The following is a 25,822-nucleotide window of genomic DNA, read 5'->3' as shown; positions in this document are numbered from 1 at the left end:
CCACGATAGATGGAACTGAAGGTTCTTTCACGTCACCGAAACGAAAAGAGGGGATGAGGAGGCCGGCTCCATCCAAATTGCTCTAGCAGCGGTTAAGTAAAGATCTTTCGGAGTTCCAACCAGAACAGAAGGGCTTGAAGCTCCTTGGCGTCATCGGCAAAACCGGGCAGGCCGGCTCCGGCTTCCGTCACCATCCGGATTTTGGATAGAATTTCTTCTAGGTAACGATCGTTCGTTTTTCTGTTCCAATCGGGGATTTGCTCGACAAGCTGCTGCTTCAGCTGCCGGATTGCCAAGGTATAATCGGCTTGGTCGCCAAGAAGCCCTTTCTCTCTCGCATCGATGGTATGGTCGATCCAATCGCATAGCCGGGCCATTTGGGAAGGCGTGCTTTTGGATAATTGGCTGGGATGTTTGCGGAAGTAGCTGAGCGGCTTCGATAAGAAGACGGCATGTTTGGTCGCCAGCAAGGTGAGCCAGGAGGCGGCGTCGACGTTGTTGTAAGCGGTTTTGCCGCAGAAGGAGCCGAAAGGCTCGCTGAGGTCGGATTTGCGGAATAAGACGGTGGTCGGTTCGCCGATGTAATTGTTCCGGCCAAGCAGCATCTTCTCGCTGAGCGCTTTCCCGTTCACTTTCCGGTCGCGGATAAACTGTTTCCGGAACGCTTCGTCCTTCGGCAAAACTTCGACCTCCCGGCCGGAGTCCTTGATCATCGTCCGGCGCGAGGTGACGAGCGCGATGCTGTTGTCCTTCAGCATGTACGGGAGCATGGCGTCGATTTTGTCCGGGTGCAGCAGATCGTCGTCCATCAGAAAATTGATATACTCGCCGGTGGACAGCTCCAGACATTGCCGCTGGTTGGCGATCGGCCCGATATTTCGGCTGTTTTTTACATATTGGATAGTTCGGGAACCTTTCGCCTTCGCCTGGAGCTTCCGAACGACCTGTTCGGTCCGGTCGTTGTCGCTGTTGTCCGATACGATGATTTCCGTAGGGGTATAGGTTTGGGAGAGCGCGCTCTTTAACGCCTGCTTCAAATAATCCGGCCGGTTATAGGTGGGGATCAGGATGCTGACGAGCGGCTTCATGGGATTCCCTCCTTGTTGGTTTCGCTTTGTCCGATCCGTCCGTACGTACGGATGATCTTCCTCCGGCCTTGTCTACCACAGCTTCCAAGGCGCGTTTCCCGAATGCCACAGCTGTTCCAGATGGTTTTTGTCCCTCAAGGTGTCCATCGCGTACCAGAACCCCGTATGCTTATAAGCATGCAGCTGGCCGGATCGGGCGAGCTGCTCCAGCGGCTCTTTCTCGAAGATCGTCGCATCTCCTTCGATGGTGTCGAACACGCTCGGCTCCATTACAAAAAAGCCGCCGTTCACCCATCCTCCGTCTCCCCTCGGCTTCTCGTTGAACTGCTCTACCTGGCTGCCGGTTCCGATCGATAAAGACCCGAATCTGCCCGCAGGCTGTACCGCGGTGACGGTGGCTGACTTTCCGTGAGAACGGTGGAATTGTACCAGCTCGCGAATATTCACATTGGATACGCCGTCCCCGTAAGTAAGCAGAAACGCCTCGTCTCCGACATGCTTCTGAATCCGCTTGATCCGCCCTCCGGTCATCGAGTCGCTGCCCGTATCGACGAGGGTGATGCGCCAAGGCTCATGATTTGAATGGTGATAGCGCAGGTTGTTCTTTTTCGTGAAGTCCAGCGTGACATCGGACTCGTTCAGCAAATAGTTGGCGAAATACTCTTTGATCAGGTTTCCTTTGTAACCGAGACAGATAACGAACTCGCGGAACCCGTAGTGGGAGTATATTTTCATGATGTGCCATAGGATCGGGCGCTCTCCTATTACAATCATCGGTTTCGGTTTCACTTGCGTTTCTTCGCTGATTCTTGTGCCGAGCCCTCCGGCTAGTATGACGACTTTCATAGGTAAGCTCCTTTCTGGCTGTATTCCGTAGGATCGGAGAATCTGAAAATCAATTACAACATTATATGTAAGTACTCTCGGGTTGACAGGTACAAACTCTCATATAGCGGCGGCACAAAAGAAGAGTTAGCCGCGCCGGGCAAGGGACGGAAGCAAGGGAGGCGCTTGTCGAAGGAGCCGGGGCGGCGGGAACAGGCAGGATTCGAGTAGGATCGGGCGAGCGTAGGCGAATGTAATTCAATTTAATGAAATTTTTACTAACAGTCGTTCGTTAGTTAATGAGAATGCTATGCTTCGGCAACTATTTGGATTAGTACGCCGTCTAATAGGGTATATCTTGAAGGAGTACAGCTAGAAGGCCAGAAGGAGTGAACTTTGATGAAAACTCGATTGCGGTTTATCGCATTTGCATTATGGGCTTGCATCCTGATGGCGGTGCTCGCCGGCTGTGTGTCCCAGCAAGGGCAAGCTCCCGATCCGGCAGCCGGAACCGATCCGGACACGCCTGCTGCCTCGGCGGCCGATCCGGCCCCGGGCACGGCCAACGGGCCGGATGAGCGGCCGGGCCAGCCGGCTCCCGGATCGCAGGAGACACCCGGAACCGTTCCTCCGCGAAGCGACAACGGTGCCGCTTCGCCGGCGGTCCGGGCGGATCAGGTTACCGCCGTCCGGCTGGCCACTCCGAAGTCCGGATGGACCGGCGGAGAAGGCTGGATCGCTCGAACCGACGACGGCGGCAAGACATGGACGAGGCAGTACAGCGGAGCCGGTACGGTGAGCCAGCTGTTTGCCCTGAACGGCCAGGAAGCATGGGCGGTCGTGACGGACGGGTCGGGCAAAGGGACGAAGCGGACTTTACTGAGCACGACCGACGGCGGGAAACAATGGACCGAGGCCGGGACCGTCCCGAGCGACGGATTCCTCCATTTCGTATCCAAGACGGAAGCGTTCAGCGCCAATGCGGTGACGAAGGATGGCGGGAAGACGTGGAACGAGCTCCATGTTCCCGACCGAACGACGGGAGACGCCTACTTCCACGACGAGCGGAACGGCTGGGCGGTGGCGCAGGTGAAGGATACGATCTCGGTGCTCCGAACGACGGATGGAGGGCAGTCGTGGCAAAGCGTCATGTCGCGCAAAACGGTAGCCCCGCTTAACGGCGCCCTCATCCGTTCCGCCGGAGCGGACGACGCGTGGGTGGAGTGTATCGGAGATTCCGGGATGAGCCAGACGTCTTATTCGCTTTTTCATACGGCGGACGGCGGTAAGAGCTGGCAGACGGTGATCGCGAACTCGACGGCGGGAGGCGGGCCGGCGCCCGGGTTCCCGATCGATCATTCGAGCGGCCCGGAGAATACGGGAAGCAAGCCGGGCGCCCTGTACGTGGTCGATCCGAAGACCGCTTATATGGGCGGCCAGTGTCCGGCGTGCGACAAACCGAATACGATCGGCTGGACGACGGACGGCGGCAAAACGTGGACGAACGGGGAGACGCAGCTTGAAGGCTATGGCAATCAGCTGCTCGCGATCGCCGACGCAACGCACGGCTGGTGGATCATATCCGACAGCGCAGGGCCATCCGTGATGTACACGACGGCGGACGGCGGCAAAAGCTGGAGCAAGGTGCATACGTTCCAGGCCCAGTAACAAGCGCTTAGCAAACAATAAAGAACCTCCGGATTCCGCTGGCTGCAGGATTATCCGGAGGTTTTTGGCGTATGGCTGATTCCAGCCTGGGCTGCGATCGGCGGCAGACGTATCGTTCACAACGGTTCACAACGGTTTACAATTCGATCATTCGATCGCATAAGCGGTCCAGCAGCCTGCGCTCGTGGCTGATGACCAGCACGCCGAGCTGCCGCTCGCGGGCAATTCCAATTACGGCGCTCCATATCTGCGCTTGCGTAATGGCATCGAGCATCGTGGTCATCTCGTCGGCGATCAAGTAGCGCGTATCTGGTCCGAGCGCGCGGGCGACGCAAAAGCGCTGCAGCTCGCCGCCGGACAATTCGTTCGGGTACCGGCTCAGCCATTCCTCGGCGATGCCGAGCGAGGTGCGGAACGCCCGGTCCGGCTCCCAGCCCTCATTCAGTATGCGGCGCATGCTGAGACGGGGGTTCACGGCTTTCTCCGGATGCTGGAAGACGAGCTGGACCGGATGATAGCCCGATTCTGGGAGCGCCTGTCCGTCCAGCCGGACCGTTCCTTCGTGCGGCTGCTCGTATCCGGCCAGCATACGTGCCAGCGTGCTTTTGCCGCGCCCGCTCGGACCGGCAAGTCCGACGATCTCCCCTCGTTCCAAGGAAATGTCTATACTGCGCAGCACCCAGGGACCGCTGCCATAGCGGAATCCAAGATGGCGCCCTTCAAGTGGCATGGAAACACCTCGTCTTTCCTTCGCGAAGAACCCGCATCGGAGGTCTCTCCCGGCTGCATTCGGCGGTGGCCAGCGCACAGCGCGGGGCGAACAGGCAGCCGTCCGGCAGCTCGCCCGGCTGCGGCTGGCTTCCGGAGATAGGGAGGAACTCGTTTTGCGGCAGCGCCCGCCACAGCGCCCTGGCGTACGGATGGCGCAGACGCTGCCCGTTGTCTGCGAAATCTTCCGCGGCTGCGATCTCGACCGTCGTCCCGGCGTACAAGACGGCCACGCGGTCGGCGACGTGCAGCGCCGACTCCAGATCGTGAGAGATCAGCAGCACCGCAGCGCCTTGATCGGCCAGCTCCCGCAGCGTGCTCAGCGTCTCCTGCACGACCGCCGGATCGAGTCCGGGCGTCGGCTCGTCGGCGATGAGCAGCGAAGCACCGCTGATCGTCGCGGTAGAGACGAGCACCCGGCGCGCCATGCCGCCAGACAGCTGGTGCGGGTACCGGTTCTCGGCATCCGACGGAAGCCGGAACCGCTCGAACGACTTGCGCTGCTCGGCCAGCGGATCTCCGGTTCTCACCGAGCTGCGCACTTGAGCGCCGACCTTCATGAGCGGGTCGAGGAAGTTGACGGACTGCGGGACGAGCGCAATTTCCCGTCCGCGCAGCTGCTCCTGCCGCTGTGCAGTCAGCACGTCCCCGTCGTAGCGGATCGTTCCCGACATCGAAGCGTTGGACGGCAAGATGCCGAGCACGGCGTGCGCCAGCAAGCTTTTGCCGGAGCCGCTCGACCCGATGACCGCCACGATCTCTCCCCGGTCGACCGACAGCTGGACGCCTTGCAGCACCTGGAGCCGGGTCTGCTTGAAGCCGCGCGTATATTGCATGAACGAAACGGACAGGTCGTCCACTTCGAGAATAGGCATACGGTTCCCTCTCCTCTTGGCCGAACCTTTCGGTGCCAGATTGTATTACGGCCGATCTTTACGGCGGAGCGTCAAGGCGACCGGTTATTCGTGCATCCGCCGGGGATCAAGCAGCAGCCTCAAATTTTCTCCGGCCATATCGAACGCGCGTACGATCAATAGCAGGCATAAACCTGGGAAAAAGGCGAGCCACCACATGCCCGTAGACAAGTAACGCATCGATTCCGATAAAATAATGCCGACGGCCGGCTGATGCGGAGACAGCCCGAGCCCGATAAACGTAATCGCCGCCTCGTGCAGAATCGCATGAGGGAATACGAGCAGCAGGCCGGTTAACAGCTGCGGCATGATATGCGGCATCATATGGCGGGTGGCGACCCACCAGCGGGACTTGCCCATCCGGCGCGAGATCAGCACATATTCCGCCGTGCGGAGCTGCAGCACTTCGGCGCGGATGACACGGGCCAAGGTCGGCCAGTGCGTAAGGGCGATCCCGATGACGACGCCCTTTATGCCGCCGCCGAATACGAAGGCAATCAGGATCAGCGTGACCAGGTGCGGAACGCTCAGAAACAAATCGATCAGCCAGCTTACGACCCGGTCGGCCGCTTTGCCCATGGCGGCGGCCAGTCCCATCAAGGCGGCGATGACAACGCTTGCGGCCGCGGCGGTCATCCCGACGTTGATGCTCAAGGCCAGCCCTTTGATCGTGCGGGTGAACATATCGCGCCCGAGCCAGTCGGTTCCAAATAGATGCGCCGCCGACGGCACCGAATTACGCAGCTCCAGCCGGGTGGCGAGCGGGTCCGCGCTCATGAGGCTGCCGGCCGTCCAGACGGAGACGACCAGCAGGCCGGCCAAGGCGACGGCGCCTAACGCCCGCTGCCTCCGGTTGAACCGGAAGCGGGACAACCGGGAACCGGCCGCGGCTTCCGCTCCGGGATTTACTTCGTGAATATTCATGCAGGCCGCCTTTCCCGAATCCGCGGATCGATCAGACGATAGAGCAGGTCAGCGATCAGATTGCCTGCGAATACGAACAAGGAGCTGAACAGGACGATGCCGAGCAGGAGCGGGACGTCGCCGCGCAAGCCCGCTTCCACCGTCGCCTGCCCTAGACCGGGATAAGAGGACACTTGCTCCGCCAGCACGGCGCCGCCGAACAGCTCGCTGAACGCGGCGAAGTGAAGGGACAAGGCGGGCAGGGCAATATTGCGCAAGCCGTGGCGGCGGAACAGCCGGAACCCGCGCTCGCCTCTGGCCCGGGCGAACAGGATGTAGTCGCTGCCCAATACGTCAGACAGCTTCTGCCTCGTATGAAGGGCGATGGGGGCAATCCCGACGATGCTGAGCGTCAGCGCAGGCAGCAGCATATGTTCCAGCCGGTCGCTCCAGGTCACCTGTTCGGCGAGCACCCCCGCCGGCGTCCCGAGTCCGACCGGGAACCAGCCGAGCCAGACGGCAAACACCATCAGGAGCAGCAAGCCCATCCAGAACGTCGGGGTGGAAGCGAGCGTGTAGCAATACCACTTGATCAGCTTGTCCGGCCAGCGGTCCTTGTTCATGGCGGCAATCACGCCGGAGGCGAAGCCGAACAGGCCGGCCAGCAGCCAGGAAAGGCTCATCAGCCATAGCGAGCTCATGAACCGCTCGCCGATGACTTCGGCCACCGGCTGCCGGTACATCATCGAAGTGCCGAGGTTGCCCTGCAGCAAGGCGGAAGCCCATCCGGCGAACCGCTCCAGCGGAGGACGGTCGAGCCCCCAATATTCCGCGATCAGCTGCCGCTGCTCCGGACTGACCCGCATCATGTCGGCGCCGACATACGCCTGAATCGGATCGATCGGCGAAGAGCTGACCAGCACGAACGATACGATGCTGATTGCGGCGAGCAGCGAAAGAAGACGGATTAGCTTTTGCAGAGTGTACGATAAGGTGCGAACAACCATGGTTCCAGTTTCCTTTCTGCGGTTCGAGGCCTTACTTCGTCCATTTCCATTCCTCGATATTGTCGGTTACCGGCCAGCCGTGTCCGTGAGGATGAATGCGCTGCTTGCCGATGCTCAGGTTCTCCTTCACGACATACACGTGATCGATGTTCACGAGCCATGCCCATGGCGCGTCCCCTTGAGCGCTTACGCCGGTTGTGCCGTCCCATTGCGCTTTCTTCCAATATTCCATCGCTTCGGCTTCATTCGTCGCTCGAAGCGCCTTGGTCATCCATTCGTCGACGGCCGGATTGCCGTAGAAGCCGGTATTGTAATACTCGACGCCTTTGTACTTGCTGCTGTACAGGTTGTACATCTCCAGCGGATCGTTGCTGCCCCAGCCCATCAGGATGGCGTTGGCATGCATCAGCTTGCCGATCTCGTCCCAGCTTTTGCCGAGCACGTCGATCCGGATGCCGATCGGCTTGATCATGTCGGCGGCGGCGAGCGCAAGCGATTGGCGGGTTACGTCTCCGGACGGATAGATCAGCGAGAATTGAGCCTTAAGCGCCCCTTTCTCGAGAATGCCGTCTCCGTCGGCATCTTTCCAGCCGGCATCCGCGAGCATCTTCTTCGCCGCCGCGGGGTCGGCGTCTGTTACCGCCGCGCTTGGATTGTACCAAGGCAGTCCGTCGTTCACTGTATACGCCGGCGTTCCGTAGCCTTCCAGCACTCCTTGGATGAGCGCTTTCCGGTCGATCGCCGTATTGATCGCTTTGCGAATGGCCGGATCGGCGGTGACGTCGTTACCGACCGGGTAGCCGTCCTTCGTCTTTTCTCCAGATTTCACATACGGGAAGGCGATTCCGCGATTGTCCACCGTACGGACGGCTTCGACCCGCATGCCGTTTACTTGCTGCTTGCTGAAAGCGGCCGGGATGTAGGAAATATCGACTTTGCCCGCCTTGGCGGCAGCGAACGCGGCGTCTTCGCTCAGAAACAGAAACGTCAGCTTTTTGAAAAACGGTTTGTCGCCGTAATAGTCCGGGTTGGCTTCGACGATGGCCTGCTGACCTTTATCCCACTGTACGAGCTTGTACGGTCCGGAGCCGATCGGCATCGAGGCATAATCTTTGCCATGAGCGTGCTTCGGCACGATGCCCGTCGATACGAGCTGGGTAATAAACGTCGATTGCGGCTCCTTTAACGTAAATTTGACGGTGTAGTCGTCCCCGGCATCGATGCTTTTGACATGGGTCAGGTCGATGATCGAGCCGTTTGCCGCTGCTGTCTCGAACGTATATTTCACGTCGGCGGAAGTGACGGGCTTGCCGTCGGAAAATTTGGCGTCTTTGCGCAGCTTGATCGTCCACTGGGTGCCGTCTGTGCTTACCTCGTAACCGGTAGCCAGATCGTTTGCAATCTTCATGTCCGAGTCCCGCTTCAGCAGTGTGCTCTGGAATAACGGCGAGCCGTACCGGCCCCAACCGGTCGTCGGGTCGAACCCGGCTTCAGGCTCGGCGCCGACGGCGAGCACGAGCTCGTCCTCCTTGCGGGCGCCGGAATTGTCCCCGGAGAAGCAGCCGGCCAGCACGAGGCAGGCGAGCAGCGCCACGAGGACGGTGTGTACAGATTTTCGTTTCAAGACGGTTCCCTCCATCTGTCCCTCTATTTTCGTAACACGTTTTATCGACATTGTAACACAAAGGTCGGAGGAGAATAAGAGCTTTAACAAAATTTTCTTGCTTCCATGAAAGACGAATTAAAAAAGGAGACCGCCGGGCCAGCTCCTATCGCCGAACAGACAGAATCCTAGTGTTCCTCCTCCCTATAGCCAAGTATAAGCTGCGGAAAGACGGGAAATAGAGAGGCTGGTTCGTGCACCAACGTTTCTTTGCAGGAAGCTGGAGGATAGGAGGGATAAGAGCGATGTGCACCCCTTATTGGTCTCAAAGTCGGGTTGAGCGGAAAATAAGAGCGGTTTGCAGCTCCAATATTCCCCCGAATGCCCTGCTGCGGCGCAGAACGGGTGAAATAAAAGGTGCAAACCGCTCTTAATTGTAAAAATGATAGCGACGGCGCCGGATTAAGAGGTGCGAACCGCTCTTATCGTTAGGCGGCATTTGCGGGAACTTATAAGCGCTCCCTATTGGCATCCGTACTTCTATGAAATCTTTCGAGGTGATCTGCCGGACGGTTACGATTCGGATGTGCCTTGGCCGGGAGGATGCTCGTGTTCACCTGCAGGGGAATGCGTCCCGGAATGATCGCGATTGTCAGGGGCATGGTGATCATGGTGGTTATGCTGATGGTGATGATGATGATGATCGTGATGGTCGTGATCATGATCGTGGTCATGGTCGTGATGGTGGTGGGAGTGACCGCCGTCGCCCGGCTCCTGCCCGTCCACATAAGTAACCGACAGCTCGCAGTACAGTACGCCGCGCTGCACCTGAATTTGCGCATGCAGCTCTCTCAGCTTGGCGAGGAGGCCGCGGACCGCAATAATTTCGAGACACTGGTCGCGATTCATATGGATGTGCATGTTCGATATAATTTGCCGGTGAAACCGGTGCTGGAGGTCCATAAGCAGCAGCGGCAGCTCCCGTACGTCATGATCGTACACCATCACGATCGTTCCGGCGACGATCTGCTCGGGCAGCAGACGCCCCGGCTGCAGCAGCGCCTTGCGCACCAGATCGCGAATCGCTTCGGAGCGGTTTGTATAGCCTTGCTCGGCTGTGTACTGATCGAACTGCTGGATTAATTCGGACGGCATCGAAACGCCGAATCGGACCAATTCATCTTTATCGGCCATAAATTCCTCCAATTAAGCCTGTTTACCCTAAATTGTAGCACAAATGGAGCCGCTTCACGAGAAACCGCCTCGCGGCGCTGCTCGGACAAACGCATCTACAAAAATAAAAAAACGGTTGCGAACCGTTTCGTCTCATGTTATTATCCTACTTAGCACATCGGAATAGTAAAGTTAATATTCCTCAACCGGACAGCCGGAGAGACGCTTGTAAGTAATCAAACAAGCCGTCTTTCCGGCTGTTCCTGTTTGTTAGAGCAGCGAGGGATTCGCTTTCAGCGAAGCTGAAGCTGACGCAACCTTTTGCCCGCAAGACCGGCTTGCCCCGCACACGGTTTTCCGCTGTGGAACGAACCTTGGCACGCACATATTTATCGCTAGAGCGATTTGTCATCTAGCAAAGTTATCTCTTTTTGCCCGCAAGCGCAGCGCCGGCTTGCCTGCACACGGGTTCCCCGCTGCGGAGCGAACCCGAATCGAACCTTTTCATCTACCAAGGAGGCGTACATCCCTATGTTATACCGCAAATTAGGAAGAACCGGCCTGAAAGTGTCGGAGGTCAGTCTGGGCACGATGGCGTTCGGACGATGGATCGACGAGAAGACATCGGCGGAGGTGCTGGATACTGCTCTGGACGCAGGCATCAACGTCGTGGATACGGCGGATATTTACGGCAAAGGAATGGATGTTGGGGACCCGAACCAAAGCGGCCAATCGGAAGAGATCCTCGGCAAGCTGCTGAAAGGAAAGCGGGACCGTGTCGTCCTGGCGACCAAAGCCCATGCCCGCGTAGGAACCGGAGTCAACGACGAGGGGCAGAGCCGGTATCATCTGTTCCGTGCGCTGGACAACAGTCTGAGAAGGCTGCAGACCGACTATATCGATCTGTATCAAGTCCATCATTTCGATAAAGAAACGCCGCTGGAAGAAACGCTCGGCGCGCTGGACGATCTCGTCAAGCAGGGGAAGATCCGGTATATCGGCTGCTCCAACTACGCGGCGTGGCAGCTCGCCAAAGCTCACGGCATCAGCGCCGTTCACGGCTGGAACCGGTTCGAAAGCGTGCAGCCAGAGTACAGCCTCATCACGCGCGGCATCGAGCGGGAGCTCATCCCGTTTGCGGAATCCGAGAAAGTCGGCATCATCTCGTACAGTCCGCTCGGCAGAGGGATCTTGACCGGCAAATACCGTCAGGGCGAGGCGCCCCCGGCCGACTCGAGGCTTGCGGCAGGCGAGAAGCGGCTGGAGCTGCTGCTGCATTCCAATCCCGCTTACGCCCTGGTGGAAGCGATTCTTCCGCTGGCCGAGAAGCGGGGGTGGACGCTGGCCCAATTTTCGCTGGCATGGGTGCTGAGTCATCCTTATGTGTCTTCCGCGATTCTCGGCGCATCGAAGCCGGAGCAGATCCAGGATTCGATCCAATACGCGGATCAGCGGTTGACGCCGGAAGAGCTGAGCAAAATCGACGCCATTTCCCGCAAAGTCGGCCTGATTGTTTAAACCTGTGATCATCACGCATACCAACCTAGGAGGAACCTCTCATGAGCATATCCAAACGACAACTGCATCTCGGCCTGTTTCTGTTCTCCACCGGCTACCATCCGGCAGGCTGGAGGCTGCCCGAGGCGGTCACAGGCGGAGCCTTCGACCCCGAATTTCTGAAGCAGGTCGCCCTCAAGCTGGAGCGGGCGAAGTTCGACTTCTTTTTCCTCGGCGACCGGCTCGCCTCCAGCGCGGATGAGCAGTACACGTTTCCTTCGCAAATGATCCGGCTGGAGCCGTTCACGATGCTCTCCTATCTGGCAGCCGCGACGGAGAAAATCGGATTGATCGTAACCGTCAATACGACCTATGCGGAGCCGTACCACGTGGCCCGGATGACCGCGTCTCTCGATTATTTGAGCGGCGGGCGGACCGCCTGGAACGTCGTAACCGGCGCGGATACCCGGGCGGCGCTGAACTTCAGCCGCGAGAAGCATTGGGACAACGCCAAACGTTACGATTATGCCAACGAGTTTGTGGGGATCGTGAAGGAGCTTTGGGATTCGTGGGAGGACGAGGCGTTTATCCGGGATAAGAAAAGTGGCGTCTTCGTCGACGAAAGCAAGGTCCATGCGCTTAACCATGTCGGGGAACATTTCTCGGTAGCCGGGCCGCTGAACGTAGCCAGGCCGCCGCAAGGGCAAATCCCGCTACTATCCGCCGGCACCTCCGAGCGGAGTCAGGAGCTGGGAGCCCGGTTTTCCAGCGCCATTTTCACAGGCGAGATTTTGTTGGAGGAAGCCAAGGCCTTCTACGCCGGGATCAAAAGCAAGCTGGCCAAATACGGCCGCACACCGGAAGAGCTGTCGATCCTGCCCGGGCTGGTGCCGCTGGTCGGCCGCACGAGCGAGGAGGCGCGCGCTAAATATGAGGAGCTGAGTGCCCTGCTCGTCACGGATTATAACCTGGCCCCGCTGTCTCAGCGTCTCGGCATCGATTTGACCGGTTTGCCGCTCGACGGACCGCTGCCGGATGTGTCGCAGTCGAGTCACCCGGGCGATAAGGCCCAGCGTCTGGTCGCTCTGGCGCAAAGCGCTTCCGGACGCGAGGACATCACGGTTCGCGAGCTGTTCCATTACTTTGCCGCGACGGCGAGAGGCCATCTGCTTGTGGTGGGCAATCCGGCCGAAGTCGCCGATCAGATCGAGACATGGTTCGTTCAGGAGGCCGCCGACGGATTTAACATATGCCCTCCGTACATGCCGGGAGGACTCGATTTGTTCATAGAGCTGGTCGTGCCGGAGCTGCAGCGCCGCGGACTGTTCCGCACCGAATACGAGGGAAGCACGTTTCGGGAGCACTTCGGCCTGGCGCGTCCGGACAACCGGTTCGCCAAGCAGGCTGCTCTGCAGGGAGCCGCGGAATAACCCGCCTGATCATCGTACCGTACGAAGTGGGAGAAACGAGGGAAATGTATGGGCAACGGGAAAGCCGCCCGTTACGGAGGCGGCATCATCATCGGTCAGATCGCGCTCCTGCTGCTCGGTCTGGGACTCATTGAATATATCGTCCGGGCGGGAATCGTCGGCAGCTTGTATGTGCCGGAGCCGACCCGGGTTGTGCAGGAAATCGCCGCTCTGTTTACGAAAGGCGAGCTGTTTCGGCATCTGGTCGTCACTTTGCAGGAGTTTGCCGCCGGATACGTGCTGTCCGCACTTGCGGGGATCGGGACCGGGATGTTCCTCGTGCTCGTTCCGAATGCCGAAACGTTCTTCCGACCGTTTCTTTCGGCGCTGCTGGCCATCCCCAAAGTGACGATCATCCCGCTGCTGATGCTGTGGCTCGGGATCGGACTGTCCAATAAGATCGCCATCGTCTTTTTGTTCTGCTTTTTCACGATCGCCTTTAATACGATTACCGGAATCAAACAAACGGCGGAACAGCATCTGAAGGTAGCCCGTGTGTTTGAGGCGACGAAGTTTCAGACGATCTGGAAAGTCATCCTGCCGTCCGCCGCTCCGACCATCTTCGTCTCGTTGAGGCTGTCGGCGGCTACCGGACTTGTAGGGGCGCTGTTCGGGGAAATGACCGCATCGAAGGAAGGGATGGGCAACCTGCTCATTCAAGCGACATCCGTGTACGATACGGCCAAGGCGTTTGCGATCATTACGATCATCACCGTCGTATCCGTGCTGATCATCGCGTTCATCGATACGCTGGAGAAAAAAGTCGTGCTCAAATGGAAGTCTGCCTAATACCATCATTTGATTCTATCAGAAGGAGAAAAAACCATGATCAAACACAAATGGAGGGGCGTCCTGCTTGCAAGTATAGCTGCCGCGCTGATACTGTCCGGCTGCGCGGGGAGCGCCGCCAAAGGGAACGGCGGGGAGACGGCTTCGCCTGCTTCCGCTCCCGCATCTGCGGACAACGGAAAGCTGCAGAAAATCCGGTACTCCCCACTTAGCGGCGTCAGCGGCCTGGCCGTGCGTTTCGGGGCGGAGAAAGGTTTCTTTAAGGAAGAGGGCCTCGACGTCGAATTCATTACGACTAAAAACGCCGTTGAAGGATTAACGAGCAAAGATGTCGATATCGCCGATGTCCCTACGACGACCGCCATCATCGCCGCGGGCAAGGGCGCCCCGATCAAAATCGTCTCCTCGATGTTCCGGACGAAAGGACCGTTTTACTTAATCGGGGCTCCCGGTATTAATAGCGTCGAGGACTTGAAGGGGAAAAAAGTCGGCGCCGGCACGTTCGGCAGCGGTCTGGACGTCTACACGCAGACGATTCTCCAGAAACACGGGCTCCGCAAAAACGACGTAGCCTACGTGGCCAACGGCGCGCAGGAAGCGGCTTACGCCAGTCTGCTGACAGGCCAGGTCGATGCGACGATCATCCACGAGCCGTTCGCCTCGCTGGTGGAGATTAGCGGCCAAGGGAAGCTGCTCGCCAAAGGCTGGGACTATCTGCCGAATTTCCATACGGGCGTACTGGCCTCGCGCAACGATTTCATCGAGAAGCATCCGGAACTGATCGAGAAGCTGCTTCGCGCCTATTTCAAATCGCAGGAATATGCGAAAAGCCATTTCGACGAGTACCGGGCGTACTTCCTGCAAAATGTCAAAGTGGATGAGAAAGCTGTGGACAGTGCCTTCAGGCGCGAGGACGTACTGTGGGAGAACGATCCGAACGTCGATTCGAAATCGCTGCTTGAAACGCAGCAGATCCAGGTCGATCTGGGCTTCCAGGACAAAGTGTACGACGTGGATAAAATCGTCGATTTGCGGTTCATACCTAAAAAGTAAAACGATCTGGAGGCGGGGTGAAAGTATGGCCGGATTCTCGATCAACGCAGTGTCGAAAGTGTTCGGAGGGACCGTCCCGACCGAAACGTTGTCGAATATCGACCTGACGATCGAAGACGGGGAATTTCTCAGCATTCTCGGTCCGAGCGGCTGCGGCAAGAGCACGCTTCTCGAAATATTGGCCGGGCTGCAGCTGCCGTCGTCGGGAGAGGTGCGCTTCGGCGGCAAGAAGCTGCAAGGGCCGGGCATCGAACGGGGTGTCGTGTTCCAGGACCCGTCGCTATATCCGTGGCGTACGGTGTTCCGGAACGTCGAGCTGGGCCTCGAGCTTCGCGGCGTTCCCAAAGCGGAGCGGAAAGCGGCGGTCCACAACTATTTGGACATGGTCGGGCTCCAAGGGTTCGAGCACAAATACCCGCACCATCTGTCTGGGGGGATGAAGCAGCGGGCCGGCATCGCGAGGGCACTCGCGGGTGATCCCGAGGTGCTGCTGATGGACGAACCGTTCGGAGCGGTCGATCATTTGACCCGCTTGCAGCTGCAGGACGACTTGCTGAACATCTGGGAGGCGGAGAAAAAAACGGTCGTGTTCGTTACGCACGACGTATCCGAGGCCGTATTTCTAGGGGACCGGGTCGTGCTGCTGTCGCCGAGGCCCGGCCGGATCAGTAAGATTTTCCACGTTCCGGGCGGACGCCCCCGCAAGCGCGACGATCTCGAGCTGCTCAAGATTCAGAGCGATATTTACGCGGTCATTCACGATGTGAAGACGCAGGAGCATTTGGAATATGTGATCTAATGGAAGGAGCAATGAGGATGCCGGGTTCGAATCTTGTAAAAGCGGAGTGGGTACAGGCCCGTCTGGAAGCGGGAGAGGAAATCGTCATCGCCGACGTGCGATTCTCGCCCAAGGATGCCCTTCACGGGCGAAGCGCCTATGAGCGGGGACATCTTCCGGGTGCGGTGTTCGTCGATTTGAAAGCGGATCTGGCCGATCCCGCGGGCGAGCACGGGGGCCGGAGTCCGCTGCCTACGCCCGAGCGGCTGGCTCGGACATTCGGTGGTCTGGGCATCGGGAAGTCGTCGACGGTCGTCGTTTATGAAGACGGCAACGGTCCGGCCGCGGCCCGGCTGTGGTGGGTGCTGAAATATACGGGAGCGGACCGCGTCCATGTGCTGGACGGCGGCTACGACGCCTGGGTGGCGGCAGGACTGCCGGTTTCGAGGGAGCAGCCGGCTCCCGAGCCCCGCGAATTCGTGCCGGCCGTGCGGCCCGAGCTGCTCGCCGGTGTGGACGAGGTGCGTGCATCATCGGAAGGCCGCCGCACCGGTACGGCGCTCGTCGATTCGCGCGACGCCCGTCAGTATGCGGGCTTGGAAGCGCCGTTCGATCCGGTCGCCGGGCATATACCGGGCGCGGTGAACTATTTCTGGAAGGACGTGCTGAATGAGGACGGCAGCTGGAAGTCCCCGCAGCAGCTGCGCGACCGCTTCGCAGAGCTCGGCGCCTCGGACGAGATCATCGTCTACTGCGGCTCGGGCATCTCGGCGACGCCGAACGTGCTGGCGCTGGAGGAAGCGGGTTTTACGAATGTAAAGCTGTATGCGGGAAGCTGGAGCGATTGGATTAGTTATGAGGAGAATCCGATTGCGACGGGGGACGAAGACCAGGCTTAAGCAGAAATACAGGTTGTGACTCGAAGTACATCGTTCATGTGGCGATGTACTTTTTTGTGTAATGCAGGGGGATATTTGTTTAGATTGCATCATAAATAGTGCGATTAGTATTCGTCCTAAACGTCCATTGCCATCTAAAAATGGATGAATAGATTCGAATTGCGCGTGCAGAATGGCTACTTTTAGAAGAGGATGAGTATCCTCATCTAAAATAAATGCTTTGGGGTGATCTCGGAACGGATAGTCGGTAGGAGCGTATGATCAGCTATCCGTAATCGTCTTTCCGAACCGCGAAGCACCCCGGCGCGCGGTGCTCGGCGCGATATGACGGTTGGTCAACCAAGGCTGGAGTGAGTCCAAGTCGGTTTGCCCCGGCCGACCTTTGATTCTGTATGATTTTTCGCATAGAATATTTCAAATCCATGCAAAATGATAAATTCTATATGATTATTCATACAGATTCATTAATTTTGCCTACTCGGAGAAAAATATATATGATTTTTCATATACAATCGCACGATCGCTCCACAATCAGACCAAATCCGGACTTTGGATGGAACCTACATACTCATAATAAATGACCCGCCCGGACACTCCTCTCGCTACAGCTCGAAACTTCCCCTTATCCACCAGTAGGCGACAGTACTTAATGACCGTCATCGTATGCAGTTCCAATTCCCTTGCCGCCTCAGCAGGGCGAATGACACGGTTGTGGCGAATGGCAGTCCGCATCAAGTCCCGTTCGATTTTGGAATAACACCTCGTAACCGTTCGTTTAGCTCCGGAATCCGCCGACAGGTAGGGGGATAGAATGCTCCGCAATGCAGAAAGAACGAACGAAGGATTCTCTTTTAGCTCATCCAGAGAGATGTAGTAGACCGAGCAGTCTTGAGCCTGAAGAAAAAGCCCCCGGTTGAGATCCCTTCGATACTTGGTTCGGTCCGTACCGTGGGAACCAAAGTCCATGATTTCAAAAATAATCCGTACCGCTCCTACAACCCACATAAAATCCACAAAGTAAGAGCGTCCCCGCCAGTCCTTCACCTCATACTCGGGGTGGATCCCGTGAAAGTGACCGGCAAGCGGCCACCAAATTTGCTCAGCGAACAATCGATTTCCGTAGCCGTGGCCCCGTCTTAGAGCGTCGAGACGTTCCCCTCTTCTTCGCTTTAGATGATCGCGTATCCAGTTCTCGTGTTCCAATTGGAAGCCCATTCCTCGATCCCTCCCCTCGCATATTCGGTTGATACAAGCCTAAAAACCCCGATTCCTCTCCGGTTAGAAAGGAAGCGGGGCATTCTTTGCCGCTTGGCTGCTGGTTGATATTCATAGTGTGACACAAAGTTTTCAAGAGCGCAACAAGTTAAGGGGAGAGGGAAAGGGTTATACGAATCGAATCTGTACAGGCCGTTGGCGCGCGTGTACAATCTTTCATGATAGATGGGCACGGGGAACGCTGACGGTTCAAGAAGAGGCCGGATCAGGACAAGCGAACGGCAAGCTGAGATGAAAGTACAATGGCATAAGGAGAGGCAAAGCATGATGAACGTATACGGTGCCGATCACCATCTATTGGTACTAACTGACACCATCGATGCCGATATTCACAAACATTTGTTTTTGCAAGCGACGATCTCCTTGCAGGATACGTTTGAGATGGAAGTGGAAGGCACGCTTCGCACCTGCGGCGGTATCGTTCTGGATTCCAATGTGAGCCACCGCCTGGACGGGCAAGGCCAGCCGCTGCTGCTGTTGTTAATGGACAGCACCTCCACATTGGCGGCGGGCTTTAAGAAACAGATCGGCGATCGCGGATACGGCGTATTTCCGGATGAGAAGGCGGCTGCGGCCGCTGAGTTTGTGCGCAGCTTCAGTCATACCGTTGCGGACAGTACCGCCTATAACCGTTTCCTGACGCAGCTCCTGGAACTGCTGGGCGTCCGTTATGTTCAACCGGCTATGGCCGATCCGCGCGTTCTGGAGTTAATCGGTATATTAAAAGAAGGGGAGAGCGACGACCACTCCGTCCGTTATTTTGCCGGGAAGCTGGGCTTGTCCGGCAGCAGATTATCTCATCTGTTCAAAGAACATACGGGAATTCCGTTAAGCGGCTATATTCTGTTAAGCAAGCTTCAGAAGGCGATTTATCTGATTTTGAACGGGATGTCGATTACAGAAGCAGCATTGACCGCGGGATTTGACAGCCCCTCCCATTTTGCCGCCGCAAGCAAACGGCTGCTCGGGATGACGCCCAGAGATATTCGCAAAGACAGCGTCTTTTTGAAAGTTTCTTACGCGCACGAGACGGTATAGTGGGGGAAGGAGGTGTTCCCCGTGAGAACGTATACCCTGGAAACGGCTTTGCTTAACTACTCGCATCCCCGTATTCGGCAGTTGATCCGGGCGAAGCAGTGGGATCGCTTGGCGCCGCCCCAACAAATACTCGACATTTACAACTATGTCCGCGATGCGGTTTTGTTCGGTTATAACCGGGCGGATGATATACCGGCATCCGAGGTGCTGCAGGACGGCTACGGTCAATGCAATACGAAGGGGGTGCTGTTCATGGCTTTGCTGCGAGCCGTGGGGGTGCCTTGCCGGATGCACGGATTTACGATCGATAAAAAGCTGCAAAAAGGCGCGATGAAAGGCTGGTATTACCGGCTGTCGCCCAATGAAATCATCCACAGCTGGGTGGAAGTGCATGTCGAGGGAAGATGGCTGAATATGGAGGGATTTATTTTGGACCTTCCTTACTTAACCAAGCTGCAGCAAACATTCAGCGAGTGCGAAGGTTCATTTTGCGGTTACGGCGTGGCCACGAACGATTTCCAAAACCCACCCATCTATTGGGACGGCAACGATACGTATGTGCAAAAAGAGGGGATTGTGCGCGATTTGGGTGTGTATGACAGCCCGGATGCGTTTTTTGCCCGCCATCCGCAAAACTTGAGTGGAATCCGGAAAGTGGTATACCAGCAGGTCGTCCGGCATCTGATGAATCGAAACGTGAGAAGGATACGGGAAGGATAACCAGCGAAGCTAAAGAGCCTCCGGAGCTGGCGGGGCGGACGGCAAGCCGGACCATCCGGCTGCGGCGGATGGATGAGCAGGCGACGGAGAAGCCGCATTACAACCCGTCCCGCAAAAAAAGGTGCCCCCCGCTTTCTGATGAAAGCGGAGGGCTGAACATCTGCCGAACCTGCCCCGCAGGCGGAGACAAGGCATACGAGGCATAACACGAAAACGGCTTGAACGAAAAACAAGCGACGTGACACTTTGAATATCCTCCTGTATGCAATTTGAACGATAATCATTCTCAGTGACAACTATACAGGGTATTCGCTCATTCGACTACGCTTGAAAATGATATCCGTTCATGCAAAATTGTGATCCGCAAGCAGTTTCCTTGCGATGGCGTTTAACTGCCCCTGCGTGGAGATCGGATCATAGCCGCGGAACAGATGGGAGTCCTGCATCATATACACCCGGCCGCTGCGAACGGCCTCCAGCCAGAGCCAATCGGGGGAGCGGAACATCCTGAAGCCGGAGTTGCCCCCGCCGCCCCATACGAAACCGATCCGGGAGCTCCCGGATCGGTTCCCTCGGTTCAGTCGCGATCAAGGGGAGTTAACTCGGCGATCCGGACAGGAAGGCAGAAGAGAGGGGCGGCTTCGGGGCCGGCCGGTCGGGATGAAACAATGGACGGCAAGGCAGGTGCTCCTTTTTGGCGATAATCATTCTCATTGAAGCAGACGAAACTTCCGTTGCGCATCTTTCGTCGCGATGGAATGAAATTTGCGGGGATTTGTTTTTGAAACCGTACTTTAGTATCTGTAAGGCCGGAATCGGATTCGACTATAATGCACGGTGAACAGCGCAATTGCCGGGCAAAGCTACACCAGCCCAGCACGCAAACGCCGAGGAGGGGAGAAATGAACACGGATAGAAAGGCGGCAGTCCTTGCAGGCATCCTGTTTTTATTTGCAACAGCTGCCTATTTATTAGGAAATGCAAGGATCGAATCGATTTTGGGTTCTCCGGATTACCTCACGAATGCCTACAGTCACAAAAACCAAATCCTTACGGGGGTATTGCTGGAGTTTATGAATTCGGCCGCCGTTGTCGGAATCGCGGTCGTATTGTTCCCGGTTTTAAAGCGGCATAGCGAAAAAATCGCAGTAGGTTACGTCGGTTTCCGGGTCATAGAGGCCGTACTTCTGGTTGTCGGCGCAATCGGTCCGCTGCTGCTCGTGCGATTAAGCCAAGAATTTATCGCGACAGGAGCTCCGGCTAATTCTTACTTTCATACCCTGGGAGCGATAGCGGAAGAAGGAAGCTTCATTGCTTTTCAGCTGGCTATGATTACGCTGGGACTGTACAGCCTTTTGTTTTGCCATTTGTTGTACCGGTCCAGCCTTATTCCCAGATTCATCTCGGTTCTCGGCTTTATTGGATATGTCTCGTTGTCGGCCAGTGCGATCGTGGAGCTTATGGGCCATAGCGGCATGATTCTATACATTCCGGGAGCCCTATTCGAGATCGTGATGCCTCTTTGGCTAATCGTCAAAGGGTTTCATATCGTCAAGGAGCCGCAGTCAACGGAAGCGGCGTAAAGGAGCGAGTCGTACTGAAATTGTTCAGTCGTAGGTCCTACATAGTCATTTCGCACCTAAAAAAAGATCGGATGAGTGAGTACAATTTTATGGGTAACAATTGATATCATTTGGGAGGTACTATGAAAACTTTTCGTATAGCAATCGTTATCGGTATCATGATCGTAATGGCGGCCTGCGGCTCGAAGGACGACAGCCAGACTAAGCCGGCGGGAGGTACGGCGGCCCAATCAGAAGGACAGCAATCGGAATCCTCCAAAAAAAGTACGATTACAAAAGAACAATACGACAAAATCAACAACGGAATGAAGTACAAGGAAGTCGTTAAAATCGTAGGCGGCGAAGGCGAGATCGTAACGGAGAGCGGCGAAAAAGGCAGCAGCATGTACGCCATCGGCGTCTCGTACGAGGGGAAGGGAGGTTCCGGCAGCGCGAGCTTCGTCTTTCTGGGAGACGAATTAAAGTCCAAATCGCAATATGGTCTTAAATAAAGGCGGACGGAATCTCATGCGGCGCATAGGGCGCAGGTTATGGGCGGTGGCGGATTGTCGGCGGACAACTTGTCGCCGCCCTCTTTGCTTGCTGAGCCAGGTGGCGCCTCCCATAACGCCCTTTATTCAGCGGCAAAATGCCGGACCATACGATCGGCAGCCCGCCTTGCAGAGCTGGTGAATCTTCATTCCAAGGGAAAGCTTTAAATCCCCGGCGCCAGTACCCGCTCAGCCTTTAAGCTCGTCCGCCATCTGAAGCACTACGGGACAATGATCGCTTCCCAGCACGTGGGCGTCGATTTGCGAGTCCAGCAGCGCTGGCTTCAGCCGGGAGGAGAGGAGGAAATAATCGATCCGCCAGCCGACATTCCGCTCCCGGACCCGGGGCATGTTCGACCACCAGCTGTAGGCGTCCGTCCGCTCGGGATACAAGTCCCGGAACGAATCGATGAAGCCGGCTTCGAGCAGCCGGGTCATCTTGTCCCGTTCTTCCTCGGTAAATCCGGAATTGCCCCGGTTGGCCTTCGCATTTTTCAGGTCGATCTCCTGGTGAGCCACATTCAGATCGCCGCATACGATCACGGGCTTGCGCTCGTCGAGCTGCTGCAAATAAGCGAGGAAGCGGTCCTCCCACTCCATCCGCAGCTCCAGTCTCGACAGATCGCGTCTGGCGTTGGGCGTATACACATTCACCAGATAGAAGGCAGGGAATTCGAGCGTGATAATCCGGCCTTCGGGCTCAAGGTCCTCTTCCAGCCCATACCGGACCGATAACGGCTTTATTTTCGTGAATACGGCAGTGCCGGAATAGCCTTTCTTGACCGCATAATTCCAATATTGCTCGTACTCCTCGCCCAGCTCCAGGCTGATCTGCCCTTCCTGCAGCTTCGTTTCCTGAAGGCAAAACAGGTCTGCATCCGTTTCCTTGAAATAATCGAGAAAGCCCTTGTTCACGCAGGCTCTTAATCCGTTGACGTTCCAGGATACCAGCTTCATCGTCGTTTCTCCCCTTGCTAAGCTTCCGATTCTACGGGTGGTGCTGTGAAATTGCCGCCGTTTCTGGGTTCAAGCCGTAAGCGGAACGTTTCTTCTGGAAGTATAGCATATTTGACTCTCTGCCGGATTTGCGAAATAGGGCAAAAAAGACTGCGTATCGCGCAGCCTTTTCCAGAAGAATGACCCGTGCCCGTTCGGTCCGGTTACAAAACCTGTTCCAGGAAGCGGGCGGCCCGTTCGCTTTGGGGGTTGGTAAAAAACTGCTGCGGCGCCGCGCGCTCGATCAGCTTCCCGTTATCGAGGAAGTAAATCGTATCGGCCGCTTCGCGCGCGAACTTCATCTCATGGGTGACGATCAGCATCGTCATGCCGCTGTCGGCGAGACCGCGAATGACGTTCAGCACTTCCTTGACCATCTCCGGGTCAAGGGCCGAGGTCGGCTCGTCGAACAGCATAATGTCGGGTTCCATCGCCAGACTGCGTGCAATCGCTACGCGCTGCTTTTGTCCGCCCGACAGCCGGGAAGGGTAGCTGTCCGCTTTATCCGCCAGACCGACGCGCGCGAGCAGCTCATGCGCCTTGGTCCGGGCCGCTTCCGCAGACATTCCTTTTACTTCGATCGGGGCGAACGTAATATTATCGAGCACGGTCATATGCGGGAACAGATGAAAGTGCTGAAATACCATGCCGATCCGCTGGCGGATCCGGGCGATATCGGTTTTTGGCTTGGTCAGCTCTGCCCCGTCGATCGTAATCGTTCCCGAGGTTGGAATCTCGAGCAGGTTCAGACAGCGCAGGAAGGTCGATTTGCCGGAGCCGGACGGCCCGATCAAGGCGACGACTTCGCCTTTGTCCACATGAGTGGAGATCCCCTTCAACACCTGGTTTTTGCCGAACGTTTTCGTTAGATCGGTTACGTTAATCACTGCGGCGAAGTCTCCTTTCCAGCATGCGCGCCAAAGACGTAAGGACGAGCACGAGCACATAATAAATGACGGCTACGAGCAGCAGCGCTTCGAAGGCGCGGAAGGTGCTGGCCCGAACGACGTCGGCGCGGCGCATCAGTTCGGCGACCCCGATGACGGACACGAGCGACGACTCCTTGAGCAGGGCGACGAATTCGTTCACGAGCGCCGGCAGGATGTGGCGCAGCGCCTGCGGGAAGATGATGCGCACCATCATTTTGCGGTACGGGATGCCGAGGGCGATCGCCGCTTCGCGCTGACCTTTATCCACGGCCATAATGCCGCCGCGAATCGTCTCCGACAAGTAAGCTGCAGAGTTGAGCCCGAACGCGAGTCCGGCCGCAAGCAGCGCCGGGATGTCGAAGTTGAACAGCTGCGGGGTCGCGTAATAGATGATCGTCAGCTGTACGAGCAAGGGCGTTCCGCGAAATACCGACGTATACGCGGTGGCGAACCACTGCAGCGGGCGGATGCCCGATATTTTGAACAGGGAAAGAATCGTTCCCCACAACAATCCGAGTAACGCGGAGACGAGTGTGAACAGCAGCGTCACATACACGCCTTTAAGAATATAAGGGACATACCCCTCAAGGACGCTGAAATCGATCAGCTTGCCCTCGGCGCCTTTACCGGCGGAGGTTTCCTTTTCTTCGAACCATTTGTCGGTCAGCTGCTGCAGCTGTCCGCTTTCCTTCATCTCCCGCAAAATCCGGTTAAAGTCGTCGACCAGCTCCGACTGCTTGGGGAATGCGATCGCATAGCCGTTATCCTGCTCCGATACCGGGAGGAAGTTCAGCACGAGATTCGGATTCGCCCGGACCATCTCGATAGCTACCGCGTCTTCGACGATGGCGGCGTCCATGCGGCGGGAGTTCAGTTCCTGAATCAAATCGGCGATTTTATTGAGCTTTTTCAGCTGGATTCCCGGAATGGTTTGCGCATATTGATCCTGAACCGAGCCGAGCTGGGTCCCGATCAGTTTGCCCGAGAGCTGCTCAACGTTTTCGTACGCCTGGTCCTTATGCGATACGATTGTATTGCGCGCCGTATAGTAGCTGTCGGAGAACGTGACGCTTTGTTTGCGCTCTTCGGTTACCGACATGCCGGACATGGCAAAATCGACGCGTTTGGTCTGAAGAGCGGCGATCAGCCCGCTGAAGTCCATGCTGGCGATCTCCAGCTCGTAACCGAGCCGACCGGTAATGTATTTGGCGATATCGATATCCATACCGACAATTTCGCCGCCGCCCTTGGCGTCTACACTTTCGTAGGGGGGATAATCGGGCGACGTCCCCATCACGAGCTTTTTGGCCGGTTTTGCCGGTTCGTTCGTTGCATAAGTGACGGCTGTGTGCCCTAGCGGCAGCGAGGCGGCCGGTCCCAGCGACAGCAGAAGGAGCACGAAGATGAGGAGTGAGATTCTGATTCTGGTTGACAAGTTCCTGTTCATGATTCCCTCTATCCTGTGTGTAATGGATTCAACTCAGAAAGTATAAGCGGTACAAGATAGGATGTAAATGGCTGAAACTGGTGCTGGCACCAGCGGACGGCTATACCTTATTGTGGCTCTGCGCGTGAAATTTTAACGGGGAAGCCGTCCCCGATACACAGAAAAAGCGAGACTTTTCGACTTTTCGGACCTACGCCCGCGTCCTCGGCCAACTGCCCTGCTTCAAGCGGGGAAGGAAGCGAATAGAAGCGGTTTGTGAGGCTGTCGATTCAATGTGGACAACAAAGTGGAAAGGGAAAAGATTACCTTCTGGCGAGTTTTGTCTGGAATCCCCTACCTTACAATCCTTATTCAATCAAGGGATTCCGGACAACCTGTTTGAGCAGAAGAAGGTAACTTTTCACTTGGAACGGCCTGCTATCACTTCTACACAATGAATCGACAGTCTCTTTGGCACCCTTTATTTTTGTGAAAACCGGCTTGGGCGATGAAATAAGAGCGGATTGAAGCTGCTAAAATCGGCGAAAAAAGGAGCAGACGGGGCGGGTTGGTTGAAATAAGGGGGGCAAACCGCCTCTATTCGTGCCGGTAGCCCAACATGCCGAAAATAGAATGTGCAAAAGACTCCGCGCGCCTAGCCAAGCTAGGCACAACTAGCTGATGAAAGTTCAGTCGGGGTAGGGGCCAAGCCGCCCCGTAGCTAGCAGGCAGACGCAGGAGAGATCCGGCGGCTGAAGCCCTGCGAAAAACTGCGCAAAGCGCAAGGAAGCGAATTCACAGGCCGTAATGGACCGACCGTGAATCCCACCGCATCGTAATAGCGAACCTTTCGAGGACAAGAGAGCGCCGAGCCCCGGGAGTCTGGGCGAA

22 protein-coding genes and 2 pseudogenes are annotated in these 25,822 nt (G+C 56.9%); 11 read left to right on the top strand and 13 right to left on the bottom strand.

Annotated features, from left to right (window positions below):
* Positions 1 to 92: 92 nt before the first annotated feature.
* Together AC3Y2E_RS12945 and rfbF are read right to left on the bottom strand one after the other, a co-directional pair.
* Positions 93 to 1,106, bottom strand: a pseudogene (locus tag AC3Y2E_RS12945) (glycosyltransferase family 2 protein); the annotation flags it as partial.
* A gap of 54 nt (positions 1,107 to 1,160) precedes the next feature.
* Positions 1,161 to 1,934 carry a glucose-1-phosphate cytidylyltransferase gene (rfbF, locus tag AC3Y2E_RS12940; RefSeq protein WP_379210822.1) on the bottom strand — a complete coding sequence of 258 codons (774 nt, stop codon included), beginning with the start codon at positions 1,932 to 1,934 and terminating at the stop codon, positions 1,161 to 1,163.
* A gap of 378 nt (positions 1,935 to 2,312) precedes the next feature.
* Between rfbF and AC3Y2E_RS12935 the strand changes: the two genes are divergently transcribed.
* Positions 2,313 to 3,581, top strand: a complete 1,269-nt coding sequence (locus tag AC3Y2E_RS12935; protein WP_379210820.1) for a WD40/YVTN/BNR-like repeat-containing protein — start codon at positions 2,313 to 2,315, stop codon at positions 3,579 to 3,581.
* A 136-nt stretch (positions 3,582 to 3,717) separates the two neighbouring features.
* Here AC3Y2E_RS12935 and AC3Y2E_RS12930 read toward each other — a convergent pair whose 3' ends face one another.
* The 6 genes from AC3Y2E_RS12930 to nikR all read right to left on the bottom strand — a co-directional run bounded on the left by AC3Y2E_RS12930 (position 3,718) and on the right by nikR (position 9,970).
* Entirely contained in the window at positions 3,718 to 4,311 is a 594-nt protein-coding gene (locus tag AC3Y2E_RS12930) for an ABC transporter ATP-binding protein (RefSeq protein ID WP_379210818.1), read from the bottom strand.
* Positions 4,301 to 5,224, bottom strand: coding sequence for an ABC transporter ATP-binding protein (locus AC3Y2E_RS12925; protein WP_379210816.1), 924 nt, complete (start codon positions 5,222 to 5,224; stop codon positions 4,301 to 4,303). The genes AC3Y2E_RS12930 and AC3Y2E_RS12925 overlap by 11 nt, the downstream gene beginning before the upstream one ends.
* Positions 5,225 to 5,308: 84 nt before the next feature.
* A complete protein-coding gene (locus AC3Y2E_RS12920) occupies positions 5,309 to 6,187 on the bottom strand; it encodes an ABC transporter permease (RefSeq protein ID WP_379210814.1) in 879 nt (292 codons plus the stop codon).
* Positions 6,184 to 7,173 carry an ABC transporter permease gene (locus AC3Y2E_RS12915; RefSeq protein ID WP_379210812.1) on the bottom strand — a complete coding sequence of 330 codons (990 nt, stop codon included), beginning with the start codon at positions 7,171 to 7,173 and terminating at the stop codon, positions 6,184 to 6,186. The genes AC3Y2E_RS12920 and AC3Y2E_RS12915 overlap by 4 nt, the downstream gene beginning before the upstream one ends.
* Positions 7,174 to 7,204: 31 nt before the next feature.
* Positions 7,205 to 8,797: an ABC transporter substrate-binding protein gene (locus AC3Y2E_RS12910; protein WP_379210810.1), complete on the bottom strand. Its 1,593-nt coding sequence runs from the start codon at positions 8,795 to 8,797 to the stop codon at positions 7,205 to 7,207.
* Positions 8,798 to 9,349: 552 nt separating this feature from the next.
* Positions 9,350 to 9,970 (bottom strand): nickel-responsive transcriptional regulator NikR, encoded by a 621-nt coding sequence (gene nikR, locus AC3Y2E_RS12905; protein ID WP_379210808.1) that lies wholly within the window; start codon positions 9,968 to 9,970, stop codon positions 9,350 to 9,352.
* A 510-nt stretch (positions 9,971 to 10,480) separates the two neighbouring features.
* Between nikR and AC3Y2E_RS12900 the strand changes: the two genes are divergently transcribed.
* Genes AC3Y2E_RS12900 through AC3Y2E_RS12875 form a run of 6 tightly spaced genes read left to right on the top strand, consistent with a single transcriptional unit; the run spans position 10,481 to position 16,434 of the window.
* The gene (locus AC3Y2E_RS12900) at positions 10,481 to 11,467 is read left to right on the top strand and encodes an aldo/keto reductase (protein WP_379210806.1); all 987 of its coding nucleotides are present in this window, start codon (positions 10,481 to 10,483) and stop codon (positions 11,465 to 11,467) included.
* Between the two features lie 41 nt (positions 11,468 to 11,508).
* On the top strand, positions 11,509 to 12,876 hold the full coding sequence (locus AC3Y2E_RS12895; RefSeq protein ID WP_379210804.1) for an LLM class flavin-dependent oxidoreductase: 1,368 nt from the start codon (positions 11,509 to 11,511) through the stop codon (positions 12,874 to 12,876).
* A gap of 48 nt (positions 12,877 to 12,924) precedes the next feature.
* The gene (locus tag AC3Y2E_RS12890; RefSeq protein ID WP_379210802.1) at positions 12,925 to 13,704 is read left to right on the top strand and encodes an ABC transporter permease; all 780 of its coding nucleotides are present in this window, start codon (positions 12,925 to 12,927) and stop codon (positions 13,702 to 13,704) included.
* Between the two features lie 36 nt (positions 13,705 to 13,740).
* The gene (locus AC3Y2E_RS12885; RefSeq protein ID WP_379210800.1) at positions 13,741 to 14,757 is read left to right on the top strand and encodes an ABC transporter substrate-binding protein; all 1,017 of its coding nucleotides are present in this window, start codon (positions 13,741 to 13,743) and stop codon (positions 14,755 to 14,757) included.
* A 25-nt stretch (positions 14,758 to 14,782) separates the two neighbouring features.
* Positions 14,783 to 15,556 carry an ABC transporter ATP-binding protein gene (locus tag AC3Y2E_RS12880; protein WP_379210798.1) on the top strand — a complete coding sequence of 258 codons (774 nt, stop codon included), beginning with the start codon at positions 14,783 to 14,785 and terminating at the stop codon, positions 15,554 to 15,556.
* A gap of 17 nt (positions 15,557 to 15,573) precedes the next feature.
* A complete protein-coding gene (locus AC3Y2E_RS12875; RefSeq protein ID WP_379210796.1) occupies positions 15,574 to 16,434 on the top strand; it encodes a sulfurtransferase in 861 nt (286 codons plus the stop codon).
* Positions 16,435 to 16,524: 90 nt separating this feature from the next.
* Here AC3Y2E_RS12875 and AC3Y2E_RS12870 read toward each other — a convergent pair.
* Positions 16,525 to 16,635, bottom strand: a pseudogene (locus AC3Y2E_RS12870) (Fic family protein); the annotation flags it as partial.
* Positions 16,636 to 16,965: 330 nt separating this feature from the next.
* The gene (locus AC3Y2E_RS12865) at positions 16,966 to 17,649 is read right to left on the bottom strand and encodes a hypothetical protein (RefSeq protein WP_379210794.1); all 684 of its coding nucleotides are present in this window, start codon (positions 17,647 to 17,649) and stop codon (positions 16,966 to 16,968) included.
* A gap of 324 nt (positions 17,650 to 17,973) precedes the next feature.
* Here AC3Y2E_RS12865 and AC3Y2E_RS12860 point away from each other — a divergent pair, with 324 nt between their 5' ends.
* The 4 genes from AC3Y2E_RS12860 to AC3Y2E_RS12845 all read left to right on the top strand — a co-directional run bounded on the left by AC3Y2E_RS12860 (position 17,974) and on the right by AC3Y2E_RS12845 (position 21,541).
* On the top strand, positions 17,974 to 18,747 hold the full coding sequence (locus AC3Y2E_RS12860) for a helix-turn-helix domain-containing protein (RefSeq protein WP_379210792.1): 774 nt from the start codon (positions 17,974 to 17,976) through the stop codon (positions 18,745 to 18,747).
* 21 nt (positions 18,748 to 18,768) lie between these two features.
* Positions 18,769 to 19,467 carry a transglutaminase-like domain-containing protein gene (locus tag AC3Y2E_RS12855; RefSeq protein WP_379210790.1) on the top strand — a complete coding sequence of 233 codons (699 nt, stop codon included), beginning with the start codon at positions 18,769 to 18,771 and terminating at the stop codon, positions 19,465 to 19,467.
* Positions 19,468 to 20,369: 902 nt separating this feature from the next.
* Entirely contained in the window at positions 20,370 to 21,050 is a 681-nt protein-coding gene (locus tag AC3Y2E_RS12850) for a DUF4386 domain-containing protein (RefSeq protein WP_379210788.1), read from the top strand.
* 122 nt (positions 21,051 to 21,172) lie between these two features.
* Positions 21,173 to 21,541: a DUF3862 domain-containing protein gene (locus AC3Y2E_RS12845; RefSeq protein WP_379210786.1), complete on the top strand. Its 369-nt coding sequence runs from the start codon at positions 21,173 to 21,175 to the stop codon at positions 21,539 to 21,541.
* A gap of 228 nt (positions 21,542 to 21,769) precedes the next feature.
* Here AC3Y2E_RS12845 and AC3Y2E_RS12840 read toward each other — a convergent pair whose 3' ends face one another.
* The 3 genes from AC3Y2E_RS12840 to AC3Y2E_RS12830 all read right to left on the bottom strand — a co-directional run bounded on the left by AC3Y2E_RS12840 (position 21,770) and on the right by AC3Y2E_RS12830 (position 24,952).
* Positions 21,770 to 22,537, bottom strand: a complete 768-nt coding sequence (locus AC3Y2E_RS12840) for an exodeoxyribonuclease III (RefSeq protein ID WP_379210784.1) — start codon at positions 22,535 to 22,537, stop codon at positions 21,770 to 21,772.
* A 203-nt stretch (positions 22,538 to 22,740) separates the two neighbouring features.
* Positions 22,741 to 23,463: an amino acid ABC transporter ATP-binding protein gene (locus AC3Y2E_RS12835; protein ID WP_379210782.1), complete on the bottom strand. Its 723-nt coding sequence runs from the start codon at positions 23,461 to 23,463 to the stop codon at positions 22,741 to 22,743.
* On the bottom strand, positions 23,456 to 24,952 hold the full coding sequence (locus tag AC3Y2E_RS12830; protein WP_379210780.1) for an ABC transporter substrate-binding protein/permease: 1,497 nt from the start codon (positions 24,950 to 24,952) through the stop codon (positions 23,456 to 23,458). The genes AC3Y2E_RS12835 and AC3Y2E_RS12830 overlap by 8 nt, the downstream gene beginning before the upstream one ends.
* Positions 24,953 to 25,822 lie beyond the last annotated feature (870 nt).

Source organism: Paenibacillus sp. MAH-35 (genome assembly GCF_058135425.1).
Note: the sequence above shows the minus strand (reverse complement) of the source record. Positions and strands in the feature narration are given on the sequence as shown.

What these genes read in the sequence shown, in the direction of transcription:
- AC3Y2E_RS12860 (WP_379210792.1), top strand. Translation starts at nt 17,974, where the DNA reads ATGATGAACGTATACGGTGCCGATCACCATCTATTGGTACTAACTGAC.
- AC3Y2E_RS12890 (WP_379210802.1), top strand. Translation starts at nt 12,925, where the DNA reads ATGGGCAACGGGAAAGCCGCCCGTTACGGAGGCGGCATCATCATCGGT.
- AC3Y2E_RS12840 (WP_379210784.1), bottom strand. Translation starts at nt 22,537, where the DNA reads ATGAAGCTGGTATCCTGGAACGTCAACGGATTAAGAGCCTGCGTGAAC.
- AC3Y2E_RS12920 (WP_379210814.1), bottom strand. Translation starts at nt 6,187, where the DNA reads ATGAATATTCACGAAGTAAATCCCGGAGCGGAAGCCGCGGCCGGTTCC.
- AC3Y2E_RS12830 (WP_379210780.1), bottom strand. Translation starts at nt 24,952, where the DNA reads ATGAACAGGAACTTGTCAACCAGAATCAGAATCTCACTCCTCATCTTC.
- AC3Y2E_RS12880 (WP_379210798.1), top strand. Translation starts at nt 14,783, where the DNA reads ATGGCCGGATTCTCGATCAACGCAGTGTCGAAAGTGTTCGGAGGGACC.
- AC3Y2E_RS12865 (WP_379210794.1), bottom strand. Translation starts at nt 17,649, where the DNA reads ATGGGCTTCCAATTGGAACACGAGAACTGGATACGCGATCATCTAAAG.
- AC3Y2E_RS12845 (WP_379210786.1), top strand. Translation starts at nt 21,173, where the DNA reads ATGAAAACTTTTCGTATAGCAATCGTTATCGGTATCATGATCGTAATG.
- AC3Y2E_RS12900 (WP_379210806.1), top strand. Translation starts at nt 10,481, where the DNA reads ATGTTATACCGCAAATTAGGAAGAACCGGCCTGAAAGTGTCGGAGGTC.
- rfbF (WP_379210822.1), bottom strand. Translation starts at nt 1,934, where the DNA reads ATGAAAGTCGTCATACTAGCCGGAGGGCTCGGCACAAGAATCAGCGAA.
- nikR (WP_379210808.1), bottom strand. Translation starts at nt 9,970, where the DNA reads ATGGCCGATAAAGATGAATTGGTCCGATTCGGCGTTTCGATGCCGTCC.
- AC3Y2E_RS12925 (WP_379210816.1), bottom strand. Translation starts at nt 5,224, where the DNA reads ATGCCTATTCTCGAAGTGGACGACCTGTCCGTTTCGTTCATGCAATAT.
- AC3Y2E_RS12930 (WP_379210818.1), bottom strand. Translation starts at nt 4,311, where the DNA reads ATGCCACTTGAAGGGCGCCATCTTGGATTCCGCTATGGCAGCGGTCCC.
- AC3Y2E_RS12875 (WP_379210796.1), top strand. Translation starts at nt 15,574, where the DNA reads ATGCCGGGTTCGAATCTTGTAAAAGCGGAGTGGGTACAGGCCCGTCTG.
- AC3Y2E_RS12935 (WP_379210820.1), top strand. Translation starts at nt 2,313, where the DNA reads ATGAAAACTCGATTGCGGTTTATCGCATTTGCATTATGGGCTTGCATC.
- AC3Y2E_RS12915 (WP_379210812.1), bottom strand. Translation starts at nt 7,173, where the DNA reads ATGGTTGTTCGCACCTTATCGTACACTCTGCAAAAGCTAATCCGTCTT.
- AC3Y2E_RS12895 (WP_379210804.1), top strand. Translation starts at nt 11,509, where the DNA reads ATGAGCATATCCAAACGACAACTGCATCTCGGCCTGTTTCTGTTCTCC.
- AC3Y2E_RS12885 (WP_379210800.1), top strand. Translation starts at nt 13,741, where the DNA reads ATGATCAAACACAAATGGAGGGGCGTCCTGCTTGCAAGTATAGCTGCC.
- AC3Y2E_RS12850 (WP_379210788.1), top strand. Translation starts at nt 20,370, where the DNA reads ATGAACACGGATAGAAAGGCGGCAGTCCTTGCAGGCATCCTGTTTTTA.